The organism is Methylobacterium soli (assembly GCF_008806385.1).
GTDB lineage: Bacteria > Pseudomonadota > Alphaproteobacteria > Rhizobiales > Beijerinckiaceae > Methylobacterium > Methylobacterium soli.
Genome location: NZ_VZZK01000011.1, coordinates 1 through 12997 on the forward strand (window position 1 = coordinate 1; position 12997 = coordinate 12997).

Below are 12997 nucleotides of genomic sequence, written 5' to 3' on the forward strand. Positions count from 1 at the left end.
CGCTTCCGGGAAGGAGTGAATCACGCCCAGCTCGGCCACGCCACGGACTTCTTCAACACCCTGCTAAGCGTCTGAACGGGCTCGGGTATGTATTCTCGAATGACCTCTGCGACGCGACCGTCAACTCACGCTGCGTCGGTATCTTTCGGCTCAAGCCCGTTGGTCAGCCGGATGCGCGACGTTTTGGAGCCGATCGGGTCTGCGTCGATCTCGCCTCGGGGCAAGAACGGCTTTGGGGAACGCTTAAATTATCCGGCGTCCCTGCTCCCGCCGCGACAAACGCAAATCGTTGTGTCCAACCTTGTGATAATGTCTACACCGAACGGACTATATGCTAATACTGTTTACTGTTAATATAATCACAAGTTACGGCCCATTAGCTTGTGAAAACGGGCATATAGCTTCATACAAGCGCTCGCGTCAGATCGGCTGAAAGTGTCGACCTTATAGGTTAGAGTTCGCCTTGGCCTTGCGCGCAGAGATCGATTCGCGTGGAGTGGTTCCAATGCCTATCGTAGTTGATGGATCTCTCGCAGACTGGCAAGCGACACAGCGTCTAGATACGTCTGGAACTGGCGTTGAAAATTACGCACTATATGGCACCTTGCAAGGTGATAACTACATCTTCGGGCTTCAATCACCTATCGCTATCGGACCAAATACAACCTTTTGGTTGAACACCGATCATACTGACACGACAGGCGGTCAAGCCTACGATGGCTCAGCCACTGGAGCGGAGTACTTCATCAATTTTGCAGCAGACGGAAAGCCTTATTTATACAGCGGAACTGATTTCGGAGCTTTCCTGGCAGGCCCCCTGCCTGCAGTCTTTAGCGCTGACGGGAAGATTGTCGAGTTCTCGGTTTCCACATCGCAGCTCGGAGATGTGACCACCGGCTTTGACCTCAAAATAGATGTCAATGACAACGCGTTTTTACCCACCGATTACTCCATTTATAAATACACGCTTACGCCTGACGAAAATTCTCCAAATCTGCAAAATCAAGCTTACTTTGGGTCAATTACGACTGACGTGCACAGTTTTGGCGGTCAAGTCTTTGCGCTATACGATGGGCTGCTCGGGCGCGGGCCGGATTCACTCGGGTTAGAGTACTGGGCTGATAAGCTCGAGCACGGCACCTCCGTGCGCGATGTGGGCCAGCAGTTTCTGTTTTCAGCGGAGGGTCAAGCACGTGCTGGCGCGCTCGATAACTCGGCCTTCGTACAGCAGCTCTACCAAGCCACTTTGCATCGTGACGCCGACAGCGCGGGTCTCTCCTTTTGGACCGAGCAGCTCAATAACAATGCTGCGCGAATCGATGTGGCGAACGGTTTCATATTTTCCGAAGAGCATTTGAGTAATTTACAGCCGGTGTTCGGCGCGGGCCTGTTCGTGCCGGACGCGCAGGCTGCCGATGTGGCACGTCTGTATTATACCATGCTTGATCGAGCACCGGATGCGGGTGGCCTAGAGTTCTGGACTGATCAGCTTGAGCAGGGCGGCGCGCTCAGCAGCCTCGCTCAGGGTTTCCTCGCCACATCGGAGAGCCAAGCGAAGTACGGTTCCCTTGCCAACAGCTCTTATGTGGACGCGCTCTACGAAAACGCATTAGGTCGGCATGCTGATGCGGACGGCCTGCAGTTTTGGACGGCGCGCCTTGACAGTGGCACCTCGCGGGCTGATCTCGCGGTACAGCTCTCGGACAGCGCTGAGGCGCATACCGTCCACGTCGGTCAGATCGAGTTGGGTTGGCACTTAGCCTAATCACCGTTATTGAGACGGCCCATGTTCAAGGCTGTAAGGCGTATGGCGCAATTTCTGGCCCATACCTCTGTCGGCCTTGAATACCCTCGATAAGTGGATGCCTCCGGGCGGCCTCGTTGCTGCCCGCTGCCCTCGGGCCTATGATCGAGGCGTGAGCCCCGGGAAACGGTCACTGCGCTTCAGCACACACCCCTTGGCGACGAGATTTAGGGCGGCAGCTTCCGGGCGGTCGCCTTCGCTTTTTGTCCGCCATCGGGCGCGATTGGGGCGCGCCAGCGCTGCGGTCCGCGCCTGTGGCAGCGGACGGTAAAGCGGCCGCAAAGGGGTTAGACAAATCGCTGGAAAGCTGAATGATTTCAGTGAACGGTTAGACGAGGCTGCCGACCTATAAGTGCCTGAAGAACCAGCAAATACACTGCTCCTGAAAATCGCAGTGTCGGCGGTTCGACTCCGTCCCTGGGCACCATTCTAACTCCCTGCGTGCGCTGCCTTTTCGGCATTCATGTGACTCAACGCTGTTTCCCTGCGATTAGGTCGGGGACGCGCCGGGGACATGAACTGCGACCACTGCCCCGTTTCTCATTGCAGAGCCTTATCCGCCTGTCTGTCCACGGGGAGGCATGATTCAGCTATGCTGACGCTCCCTAAAGGAAGGCGGTCAACCTACGAAGTCGGTTGACGATAGCGCGCTTGCGGCCCGGCTAAAACCAAGCGCGCCGAGGCATTGAGATCGGTTCTTAAGGCGACGAGCGCCCGCAAGTCAGAAGCGGCCATGCTGGGCGCGCTCGGGAACAGTCGGCTTCAACTCACCCTCAACGAGGACGCGGAGCGCATCTTCATCGCCGAAGTGCGCGGTGCCGCTGCTTACCTCTGGCACGCTCTCGATGCCCTGGCTGAGAGTAAGACAGCACTACTCCTGGCATTTGCCGAGGGGCTACGGGACGAAATCCTTGGGCGCCGCGCCAGCGACGATGCGGCGGCGGCGGCATTCGGCCAGTCGAAATGGAAGGCGACTTGCCGGTCGAAACTGCGAGACCGCCTGACCGCTCAGACGAACGCATTGATGTTCGACTTCGGAAACGGAATCGTCGGGAGCCAACTTATGAAGCGATTACCCCAGAACGTGGTAAACATTCAAAACAGCATTTTCACCGACTCGCCCGTTTCAATTAACCAGTCGCTCACCTTCGACGAGAAGCGTGCCGAAATCACCCGCGCCTTGCAGGACATAGCAAGAAGCGATGAGTTTCGAGGGCTACCAGAGAATCACAAGTCGAAACTAAGCGGTCTGACCGATGAAGCGCTTACTCAAATCGCGAAGTCGCCGCCGGACGCGAGCCGGATTAACCGAAAGCTGAAGCAACTTCAGGGCTTTGCAGGCAACATTGGCGCAGTAGCGGCTTCGAAGGCGATCGCCGACCTGATCGTGAAGGCAGCAAGCCTCTTCGGATAAGACAGGTTGCCTAACACCGGCCAACGACCTCCTAGCGAGACCGTTGCTGTTACCGGCCCCGAGCCGCTCGCCTCGCGTCAAGGATCGCCCGAGCGTAGGGCCGCCTGACACTCGGCCTCGGCCCCCTTCGGCGTCATGGCGATGATCTTCTGAGCCCGCGCCCGCTCGGCGAGCACAGCCGCCGAGGGCGACGGGGTGACCGGCTTCACAGGCATTGGGCGCGGGGCGGGCTTCGCGATAGGCTGAGCAGACCGCACGCCGGGGGCAATCGTCCCGCGAGGTGCGGGGGCAGCCGCCAACAGGCCGGTCTTCTCGCGCTCGATCTGCGCCCGCAACAGGCTCAGCACGAAGCCCTCGCTCGCCGGATCAAGCCCGCGCGAGCGCTCGTCGGCCCTGAAGGCGATCATAGCCGCGTCGACCTCAGCCTGGGTTGCATGCACTCTCTTCGTCATCGTCAGGCTCCGCCGGGCGTCCCTCTGCCGGCAGGGTCGATGTCAGCCCGCCTGGTTCATCGGCCCGGGCGTTTTCGTGCGATGCGCACCTGATCCAGGTGAGTGACCGCCTCGCGTCACGAGCACAGATTGGCAGTGTCGGCATCCTGACCCGACGCGGCCTCGCATGCTCTTCCTCTCACAATCCTGCGGGGCCGCACTCCCAACAAAGCGCAGAGCCAGAGGCTCGACCGCGCGGCATGGCCGCGCGATCGGGGCTCAGAATGCGTGCACGCGCGGGTCTGTTGCCGGATCGAGAATCCGGTCGTCAGGACCCTCGATCCGATCTCGGCTCTGCTGGCACGCCCTGACCCGGTCTCGCTGCGCCGGGCCTTCGGAGCGCGAGCCGCGCAGGCCTCGGCCCCCGCGGCCTCATGGCGCGCGGGGACCCGTGTTGTCGAGCGCCGCGGTTCGCGCTCGCGGAATGTCCGCTAGGTGAGAACCCACCCCGATTCGATGACGGAGCTCAGGTGCTGGTTTGCCTCCGGGCTGTCGGAGATGGCGACCGCAACATCGGCGCGCGTCTGACCGGAGGTGAGCGCGTTGCTCCAGAACTGCGCGCCCACCGGATCGACCGAGCGTCCGAGCGCGCCCTCGTAGAGCGTCTCGACATATTGCGCGTCGGTCAGTGCGGTCGGATGCAAGGCCGCATATTCGGGCGAGGCCAGGATGCCCTGGGCAATCGGCGAGAACGAGGTTCCCGCATGAGCCTGGGCGTACCAGCCTTGCAAGCCGGACGTGTCAGGAGCCCGGTCAAGCAGCCCGTAATACAGGCGCGCGACGTCGGAATTGCCCGGGTCGGGCACGAAGATGGCCTGTTCGAAAGCCGGCTGCAGCTGCGCGAAATGCTCGGTCGAGAAGACGAAGCCATCCGCCACGGTGGCTCGCGAGGAGCCGCCGTCGAGGAGCGATGTCCAGAACTGAGCACCGGCCGCGTCGCCGGCCCGGTCCAGCACGGTTTGGTAGAGCTGCTCGACGAAGCCGGCATTGCTGGTGGCGTTGAAGAGCGCTTGGCCCTCCGGTGAGTTCAGGATGGCTTCGGTGACGGCGCTGAGGCTCGTGCCCTGGTCGAGGAGCGTGTGCCAACCTTCGCTGAGCGGATCGGGGGCGCGGTCGAGAAGGCCTTCATACAGCGCGTAGACCTGTCCGCCCGTGCTGTTGACGTAGTGCGTGTAGGAGCCGAACCAGAGGGCATTGTCCGGGTCGGGGCCTGACCCCCCGCCTCCGCCGGCACCACCGCCCGCCGTGTCGGTGCCGCCGGACCCATCCGTGTCGGTCCCGCCACCGCCGGCCGTGTCCGTGCCGCCGGACCCATCCGTGTCGGTCCCGCCGCCACCCGCCGTATCCGTGCCGCCGGAGCCCGTGGTTCCGCCGCCGGATGAGCCTGTCCCGCCCGAGCCGTCGGTGCCACCGGACGAACCCGTTCCGCCGGATGGATCCGTGCCTCCGGACGGCTCTGTGCCGGGCGGTGTCATTCCCCCGCCCGGCATCCCTGAATGCCCGTGACCGGAGGTGTGGGAATGCCCGTGATGGGAGTTGTGGGTGCCGCCGCCGGATGATGGCGCGTCATCCGGAGCGTGATGGTGCCCGCGACCGCTTGTTTCCCAGTGCGCGGGAGACAGGTCGTCATCGTCGTGGATTGGACCTGTGTGTCGGAGAGTCATGGCGGTCTTTCCCTGATGGGTTCACGCCCCCAGACGTAATGTTTCGATGAAAAAGCAGAGGTCAACTCGATCTTGCGCAAACTCATGCGAAGTTTCGGACGAGTAATCCTTATTCGCCATGGCCAACGTCTAGGACTCGACAAAAACAAAGTATGCTAATTTATGAGTTGATCTGTGCCCTGTCCTCTCATGATGGGGCTCGAGTGCGAAGGAGCGCGCGGCCTGAGCGCGGGCATCCGCGGGCGCGCGCGACGCGCGGACGGAGCCGCCGCGGGCGATGCGGTCGCGGCGCGTGAGGCGGCCGCGGGGTTGAGCGCGGCTTCGCGCATCCTCGGCCCTGCCGCCGATCCCTGACCGCCTCCGGCGCGGGCGGAGAGCTACTTTCGGACGATGATGTCCGGCAGGACTTTGCCGTCCTGCCCGAACAGCTCGACCGCCTTCTTGCAGCTCTGCGGTGCCTGTCCGCGATAGGCCTCCACGTAGGACCGGGCGCGCAACAGCAACTCGCCCTGCTCCAGTTCCTCGAGACGGACCCCCATGGCTTCGATCGCGGCCTTGATCCGCGCCGGATCGCTCCGCAGGTCCGGGCAGGCCATGTTGACGAAGCCGACGAGTCCGGCGAGCTTCGCCGCCTGGATGCGCGGATCCCCCGCGGCGGCGGCCCCGCTTCCCTCCGGGCCTGCCGCCAGCGCGGGGCAGGCGGCGAGCGCGGCGATCGTCAGCAGGGCGGGTCCCGACAGCTTCATCAACGCGCGTCACTCCTGGGCCGACCGACCGACCATCGCGCCGTGAGCACCGGGCGGCATTGCCGCCCTTCCTCAGGCTATCCTTCGGCCGACTGTTTCAATCCTTGCGGCCTATGCTATCCGGCGATACGTGTAAATGGATGCGGGGAGGTATTCATGGTCCGGATATTTGTCATGTCATTATTATTATTCTCAAATGTCACGCTCGCCGCCAGGGCCGATCGCCTGAAACTCGACGATCGCGCCTCCCTCTGGCCGCGCGCGAGCGCGACGGACAAGGTCGATTTCAGCAATCGCATGGGCAAGGCCTTCGTGGCGCTCGCGCCCGGCCTCGATCGGGAATACTTCCTGCGATGCCTGGAGGAGACGGCCAATATCGGCGATACGGGCGTTCTGACCTTGCAGGAGATGGTGAAGACGTGCGTCTCGCTGCAGAAGCCGACGGGCGACGAGTAGAGCCATGTCTCGCCCGGGATGGCGCGCAGTGGCTCGCAACATCCCGTCGGTGGGCCGGTTGCCGGCCTTGCCGTCGCGTCTCCGCTCGAGACCCTGTCGCCGGGCGGCCCTCCGGTCTGTGCCAGGGGGCCACGGTCGTGCGGACGAAGACGGATATGGGGAGGGCCCTCACCGCGCCCGCCAATCGATCCGCCGACGGAAACGGCCCTTCGGGCCCTATTATTACAACTATCAAGTGTATCCTATGTTAAATTAGGAACATAAGTTGTTTTCCTCGGTTTCGGCTCAACCACCGGGCCGGATGCGCGGCCCAGGTGCAATCTCTTGGAACCTGGAGACCTCGAATGCATCGCCGTGCGTTTCTCGCCACCATGCTGACGGCCACCGCGGCGCTTGCCGTGACGCGGACTGCCATCGCCCAGCCGACCCCGGCGGGCGCGCTTCCGACGCCGGTCTATCTCAACATGGCGACCAAGGGCGGGTTGTTCCTCGAGAACACGGCCCGCGATGCGAATGCCAAGTCCGGCAATCCGCGAATCCGGAAATTCTCGCGGGCCGAGGTGGTCGAGCAGGTCGGCCTCGCCAACAAGATCGATTCCTACACGGGCGGCGCGGCGCCGGGCGCACCCGGCACGCCTTCGGGTCCGGGCGGCCTCGTGGGCGGCCTCGTCGCCGCGCCCCTGGCGGTGGCGGGCGGGGTGGCGGGTGCCACGGTCGGGGGCGCCCTCGGAGTGCCGCAGGGGGGCGGCATGACCACGGACCAGCAGAAGGCGCAGATCCTGGCCCAGCTCTCGGGCATGCAGCCGGGGCCGCAATACGACGCCACCTTCGTGAACGCGTCGCTCCAGGGCCACCGCGAGGCGCTCGCGATCCACGGCTCCTACGCGGAGAGCGGCGAGGATCCGGGCTTGCGCCGCATCGCGCGCGGCGCGCTGCCGCTGATCCACCTGCATATCGCGCAGCTCTCGCGGATGCAGGCCGCGGCGGGCTGAGCGGTCGGGCGCGCCCGAATCGGAGAGCGGGCCCCTGAGCCGCGAGGGGCGCTCGCCGTCCCCTGGGCGCTCAGCCGGCGTCGCTGGCGCCGGCGCCGAGAAGCTGCGGGTTGCGGGTCGCGGCCCGTACCGGGCTCTCGGCCCGGGGCTCACCCTCCAGGGCCCGCCGCACCAGAGCGTCGAGGCCATCTCCGGCGCTCGCGGCGTGGCGCTCCAGGGTGGCCCGCATCTTCGGGGTCCAGAAGGCCACGATGTGCTTGTGGATGCCCGCCACCGCCTCCTCGTCAGGGTAGGAGCGGAAGAAGGTGGCGATCTGGTTCGCCATCCGGACCAGCTTGTCGACGTTCGAGGTCGCACTCATCGGCTTACTCCGCCGCGTCGAGAGTCTGGGCGATGCGCGTCAGCGAGAAATCCTCCTCAAAGAAGCGCGCCTGCCAGTCGGAGGGCCGGTTCGTGCGCCGGACCTGCACCGCCGTGACTTTGTATTCGGGACAGTTCGTGGCCCAGTCGGAGTAATCGGTCGTGATCACGTTGGCACCGGTCTTGGCGTGGTGGAACGTGGTGTAGACCACCCCCGGCTGCATCCGCTCGCTGACCCGCGCCTTCAGGGCGATGTCGCCCGAGCGGCTCTCCAACGCCACGAGGTCGCCGTCGACGATGCCCCGCGTCTCGGCGTCGAAGAGATGGATCTCCAGCACGTCCTCCTCGTGCCAGCGCGAGTTCTCGGTGCGCCGGGTCTGCGCGCCGACATTGTACTGGGACAGGATGCGCCCCGTCGTGAGGATGAGGGGGAAGCGCGGGCCGGTGCGCTCCTCGGTGGCGACGTATTCGGTGATCATGAACTTGCCGAGGCCGCGCACGAAGCGGTCGACATGCATCATCGGGGTGCCGAGCGGCGCCTTCTCGTTGCAGGGCCACTGGATCGAGCCCAGCGCCTCGAGCGTCTCATAGGAGACACCGGCGAAGCTCGGGGTCAGGCTCGCGATCTCCGCCATGATCTCGGACGGGTGGCCGTAGCGCATCGGATAACCGAGGGCGTTGGCGAGCAGGATCGTGCCCTCCCAGTCGCCGTACCCGCCCATGGGCGGCATCACCTTGCGGACGCGGGAGATGCGCCGCTCGGCATTGGTGAAGGTGCCGTCCTTCTCGAGGAAGGAAGCGCCCGGCAGGAAGACGTGGGCGTATTTCGCGGTCTCGTTCAGGAACAGGTCCTGGACCACGATGCACTCCATCGCGGTGAGGCCGGCGGTGACGTGGTGGGTGTCGGGGTCGGACTGGGCGATGTCCTCGCCCTGGATATACATCCCCTTGAACGAGCCCTCGACGGCCTCATCCAGCATGTTGGTGATGCGCAGGCCCGGCGCCGCGTCGAGCTTGGCGCCCCACAGGGCCTCGAAGCTCTCGCGGGTGGCGTCGTCCGAGACGTGGCGGTAGCCGGTGAGCTCGTGCGGGAACGAGCCCATGTCGCAGGAGCCCTGGACGTTGTTCTGGCCGCGCAACGGGTTCACGCCGGCCCCGACCTTGCCGATATTGCCGGTGGCCATGGCGATGTTGGCCATGCCCATCACCATGGTGGAGCCCTGGCTGTGCTCGGTGACGCCGAGGCCGTAGAAGATCGCGGCGTTGCCCCCGGTGGCGTAGAGGCGGGCCGCTTCGCGCAGGTCCGCGGCGTTCACGCCCGTATAGGCTTCCGTCGCCTCGGGTGAGTGACGCTCATCCGCGATGAACCGAGCCCAGGATTCGAAATCGCCGAGGTCGCAGCGCTCGCGCACGTAGGCCTCGTCGACGAGCCCTTCCGTCACGATGACATGCGCGAAGGCGTTGATGAAGGCGACGTTGGAGCCCGGCTTCAGGGGCAGGTGATAGTCGGCCTTGATATGGGGCGACTTGACGAGGTCGATCCGGCGCGGGTCCGCCACGATGAGTCTGGCGCCGGCGCGCAGGCGCTTCTTCATGCGCGAGCCGAAGACCGGGTGGCCGTCCGTCGGGTTCGCGCCGATGACCAGGATCACGTCGGATTCGTCGACCGACTTGAAGTCCTGCGTGCCGGCCGAGGTGCCGAGCGTCGACATCAGGCCGTAGCCGGTCGGCGAGTGGCAGACGCGGGCGCAGGTATCGACATTGTTGTTGCCGAAGGCCGCGCGCACGAGCTTCTGAACGAGGTAGGCCTCCTCGTTGGTGCAGCGCGACGAGGTGATGCCGCCCACCGAATCCTTGCCGTAGGTCGCCTGGATGCGCTTGAACTCGGAGGCTGCGCGCTGGATCGCCTCCTCCCAGCTCACCTCGCGCCACGGATCCGTGATCTTCTCGCGGATCATCGGCTTGGTGATGCGGTCCTTGTGGGTGGCGTAGCCGTAGGCGAAGCGGCCCTTGACGCAGCTATGGCCCTCATTGGCCTTGCCGTCCTTGTAGGGCACCATGCGGACGACCCGGTCGCCCTGCATCTCGGCCTTGAAGGCGCAGCCGACGCCGCAATAGGCGCAGGTCGTCACCGCCGCATGCTCCGGCTGGCCCATCTCGATGATGGATTTCTCCTGGAGCGTCGCGGTCGGGCAGGCCTGCACGCAGGCGCCGCAGGAGACGCATTCCGAATCCATGAAGTTCGTCGGCCCGGCCGCGACGCGGCTGTCGAAGCCGCGGCCCGCGATGGTGAGCGCGAAGGTCCCCTGCGTTTCCTCGCAGGCACGCACGCACCGGTTGCAGACGATGCATTTCGACGGGTCGTAGGTGAAGTAGGGGTTCGACTCGTCCTTGGGCAGGTACTTCTCCGCGCTCGGCTTGACGTGGTTGTCGCCGTCATAGCCGTAGCGCACCTCGCGCAGGCCCACTTGACCCGCGGTGTCCTGCAGCTCGCAGTCGCCGTTTGCCGCGCAGGTCAGGCAATCGAGGGGGTGGTCGGAGATGTAGAGCTCCATCACGCCCTTCCGGAGCCTGGCGAGCTTGTCGGTCAGGGTGGACACCACCATGCCGTTCTCGGCCGGTGTCGTGCAGGAGGCCGGCGTGCCGCGCCGTCCCTCGATCTCGACGAGGCACATCCGGCAGGAGCCGAAGGGCTCCAGCGAATCCGTGGCGCAGAGCTTCGGGATCTGCGTGCCCATGCTCATGGCGGCCGCCATCACGGAGGTGCCGGCCGGGACGGTCACGGCCACGCCGTCGATCGTCAGGCTGACGCTCTGATCCGAGACGCGGATCGGGGTGCCGTAGTCGATTTCCTTGATGAGGCCCATGGAACGCTCCTCACTCCGCCGCGATCGGCATGCTGCCGCCGCGCGTAAAATCATCCGCGAAATGCGTGATCGCGCTCATCACGGGCATCGGCGTGAGGCCGCCCATGGCGCAGAGCGAGCCGTCCGTCATGATCTCGCAGAGATCCTCGACGAGCTTCAGGTTCTCGGCCGGGCGGATGCCCGCCATGACCTTGTCCATGGTCTCGACGCCGCGGGTGGCGCCGATGCGGCAGGGGGTGCACTTGCCGCAGGATTCGGTGGCGCAGAACTCAAAGGCGAAGCGGGCCTGGGAGGCCATGTCGACGGTGTCGTCGAACACCACGATGCCGCCATGGCCGACGAGGCCCTTGGCGGCCGCCATCGCCTCGTAATCGAGGGGCGTGTCGAGGAGGTGGTCCGGGAAGTAGGCGCCGAGCGGGCCGCCGACCTGCACGGCCCGGACCGGCCGGCCCGAGCGGGTGCCGCCGCCGAATTCCTCGATGACGGCCCGCAGCGTGATGCCGAAGGCGTACTCGATCAGGCCGCCCTGCCGGACATTGCCGGCGAGCTGGATCGGCAGGGTGCCAAGCGAGCGGCCCTGGCCGTAGGCGGCGTAGGCCTCAGCGCCGTGCTCCAGGATCCAGGGCACGGCCGTGAAGGTCATGACGTTGTTGACGAGCGTCGGCTTGCCGAGGAAGCCCTTGAGGGCCGGGATCGGGGGCTTGGCCCGCACGATGCCGCGCTTGCCCTCCAGGCTCTCCAGCAGCGAGGTCTCCTCGCCGCAGATATAGGCGCCGGCTCCGAGGCGGACCTCCAGATGGAAGGACTTGCCGGAGCCCATCAGGTTCTCGCCGAGCACGCCCGCGCGCAGGCCGTTGGCGATGGCCTCCTTCAGGGTCTCGAAGGCTTGCGGGTATTCCGAGCGCAGATAGATGTAGCCGCGCGTCGCCCCGACGGCGATTCCGGCGATCGTCATGCCCTCGATGAGGTTGAAGGGATCGCCCTCCATCATCATCCGGTCCGCGAAGGTGCCGGAATCGCCCTCGTCGGCGTTGCAGACCACGTATTTCCGGTCGGCCTCCGCGACCATCACGGTGTTCCACTTGATGCCCGCCGGGAAGCCGGCGCCGCCGCGCCCGCGCAGGCCCGACTCCCGCACCGCCGCCACGATGCCCTCGGGGCCGCGCTTCAGCGCCGCTTCGAGCCCGCGATAGCCGCCATGCGCCCGGTAATCCTCGACCGAGACCGGGTCGACCACGCCGCAGCGATGGAAGGTCAGGCGGTGCTGGCGCGCGAGGTAGGGGATCTCTTCCGGCTTGCCGAGGCGCAGCGGATGATCGGCGCCCCGCGTCAATCCGGCCTCCAGCAGGGCGTCGACGTCGCCGGGCTTGACGGGACCGTAGGCGATCCGGCCCTCCGGGGTTGCGACCTCGACCATCGGCTCGAGCCAGAACAGGCCGCGCGAGCCGGTGCGCACGATGGTGATGTCGAGGCCGCGGCGCTCGGCCCCGGCGAACAGGGCGCGGGCGACGCGGTTCGCGCCGAGGCCGAGGGCGACCGCGTCGCGCGGGACATAGATCGTGATGCTCATGCCCGGGCCTCCGCGAGGGCGGCTTCGAGGCCGTCGAGCGTCAGATGCGCGACGGGCTCGCCGTCCACGAGGGCCGCCGGGCCGTTGGCGCAGAGCCCGAGGCAGTAGACCGGCTCGACCGTGACGCCGTCCGCATTGGTGCCGTGCCACGCCACCCCGAAGCGCGACAGGATCTCACCGTGAAGCCGGTTCGAGCCCATCGCCTGGCAGGCTTCCGCACGGCAGAGCTTCACCGCGTGGCGGCCGGCCGGGTGGGCGCGAAAATCGTGGTAGAAGCTGATGCAGCCGTGCACCTCCGCGCGCGACAGGTTCAGCGCATCGGCGATCAGGGGCACCGCCTCCCCGTCGACATAGCCGAAGGCCTCCTGCAAGGCGTGCAGGATCGGCAGGGTCGCGCCTTCGCGATGGGCGTGCGCGGACACGATCCCGGCCGCGCGGCTCGCGTTCCAAGGCTCGTAGCTTGGCATGAATTTTCCTGCCCAGATTGGTCTTGTTCTAAGACCGATTGGAACAGGCGGACCCGGTGTATTCAATCAAGCAGTCCGGTCGAACGACAGGGGAAGCCTGTCGAGGAGGAACGATCCTGCTTGATCCCGGAACGCAGTCAGCCCCGAAGCCGGGGCTTCGGGGCTG

General features: G+C 65.5%; 11 protein-coding genes and 1 tRNA gene. 5 read left to right on the top strand and 7 right to left on the bottom strand.

Annotated features, from left to right (window positions below; all coding sequences use genetic code 11):
* Nucleotides 1-505: 505 nt before the first annotated feature.
* The 3 genes from F6X53_RS12445 to F6X53_RS12455 all read left to right on the top strand — a co-directional run bounded on the left by F6X53_RS12445 (nucleotide 506) and on the right by F6X53_RS12455 (nucleotide 3218).
* Nucleotides 506-1765 carry a DUF4214 domain-containing protein gene (locus F6X53_RS12445; protein WP_151000354.1) on the top strand — a complete coding sequence of 420 codons (1260 nt, stop codon included), beginning with the start codon at nucleotides 506-508 and terminating at the stop codon, nucleotides 1763-1765.
* A 393-nt stretch (nucleotides 1766-2158) separates the two neighbouring features.
* Nucleotides 2159-2231, top strand: a tRNA-OTHER gene (locus tag F6X53_RS12450).
* Between the two features lie 306 nt (nucleotides 2232-2537).
* Nucleotides 2538-3218 carry a hypothetical protein gene (locus F6X53_RS12455; RefSeq protein ID WP_151000355.1) on the top strand — a complete coding sequence of 227 codons (681 nt, stop codon included), beginning with the start codon at nucleotides 2538-2540 and terminating at the stop codon, nucleotides 3216-3218.
* A 77-nt stretch (nucleotides 3219-3295) separates the two neighbouring features.
* On the opposite strand, the gene F6X53_RS12460 is transcribed toward F6X53_RS12455, so the two are convergent.
* From F6X53_RS12460 to F6X53_RS12470, 3 genes are all read right to left on the bottom strand, one after another.
* Nucleotides 3296-3670, bottom strand: coding sequence for a hypothetical protein (locus tag F6X53_RS12460; RefSeq protein ID WP_151000356.1), 375 nt, complete (start codon nucleotides 3668-3670; stop codon nucleotides 3296-3298).
* A 470-nt stretch (nucleotides 3671-4140) separates the two neighbouring features.
* On the bottom strand, nucleotides 4141-5184 hold the full coding sequence (locus F6X53_RS12465; protein ID WP_151000357.1) for a DUF4214 domain-containing protein: 1044 nt from the start codon (nucleotides 5182-5184) through the stop codon (nucleotides 4141-4143).
* Between the two features lie 566 nt (nucleotides 5185-5750).
* Entirely contained in the window at nucleotides 5751-6119 is a 369-nt protein-coding gene (locus F6X53_RS12470; RefSeq protein ID WP_238296060.1) for a hypothetical protein, read from the bottom strand.
* A gap of 174 nt (nucleotides 6120-6293) precedes the next feature.
* Between F6X53_RS12470 and F6X53_RS12475 the strand changes: the two genes are divergently transcribed.
* The gene (locus tag F6X53_RS12475) at nucleotides 6294-6575 is read left to right on the top strand and encodes a hypothetical protein (protein WP_151000358.1); all 282 of its coding nucleotides are present in this window, start codon (nucleotides 6294-6296) and stop codon (nucleotides 6573-6575) included.
* Nucleotides 6576-6919: 344 nt separating this feature from the next.
* Complete coding sequence (locus F6X53_RS12480) at nucleotides 6920-7567, top strand: DUF4142 domain-containing protein (RefSeq protein WP_151000359.1); 648 nt, start codon at nucleotides 6920-6922, stop codon at nucleotides 7565-7567.
* A 70-nt stretch (nucleotides 7568-7637) separates the two neighbouring features.
* On the opposite strand, the gene F6X53_RS12485 is transcribed toward F6X53_RS12480, so the two are convergent.
* The 4 genes from F6X53_RS12485 to F6X53_RS12500 are packed head-to-tail and all read right to left on the bottom strand — an operon-like array spanning nucleotide 7638 to nucleotide 12831.
* The gene (locus F6X53_RS12485) at nucleotides 7638-7928 is read right to left on the bottom strand and encodes a formate dehydrogenase subunit delta (protein WP_151000360.1); all 291 of its coding nucleotides are present in this window, start codon (nucleotides 7926-7928) and stop codon (nucleotides 7638-7640) included.
* Nucleotides 7929-7932: 4 nt separating this feature from the next.
* Nucleotides 7933-10794 carry a formate dehydrogenase subunit alpha gene (fdhF, locus tag F6X53_RS12490; protein ID WP_151000361.1) on the bottom strand — a complete coding sequence of 954 codons (2862 nt, stop codon included), beginning with the start codon at nucleotides 10792-10794 and terminating at the stop codon, nucleotides 7933-7935.
* A 10-nt stretch (nucleotides 10795-10804) separates the two neighbouring features.
* The gene (locus F6X53_RS12495) at nucleotides 10805-12364 is read right to left on the bottom strand and encodes a formate dehydrogenase beta subunit (protein ID WP_151000362.1); all 1560 of its coding nucleotides are present in this window, start codon (nucleotides 12362-12364) and stop codon (nucleotides 10805-10807) included.
* Nucleotides 12361-12831: a formate dehydrogenase subunit gamma gene (locus F6X53_RS12500; protein ID WP_151000363.1), complete on the bottom strand. Its 471-nt coding sequence runs from the start codon at nucleotides 12829-12831 to the stop codon at nucleotides 12361-12363. The genes F6X53_RS12495 and F6X53_RS12500 overlap by 4 nt, the downstream gene beginning before the upstream one ends.
* Between the last annotated feature and the right edge of the window lie 166 nt (nucleotides 12832-12997).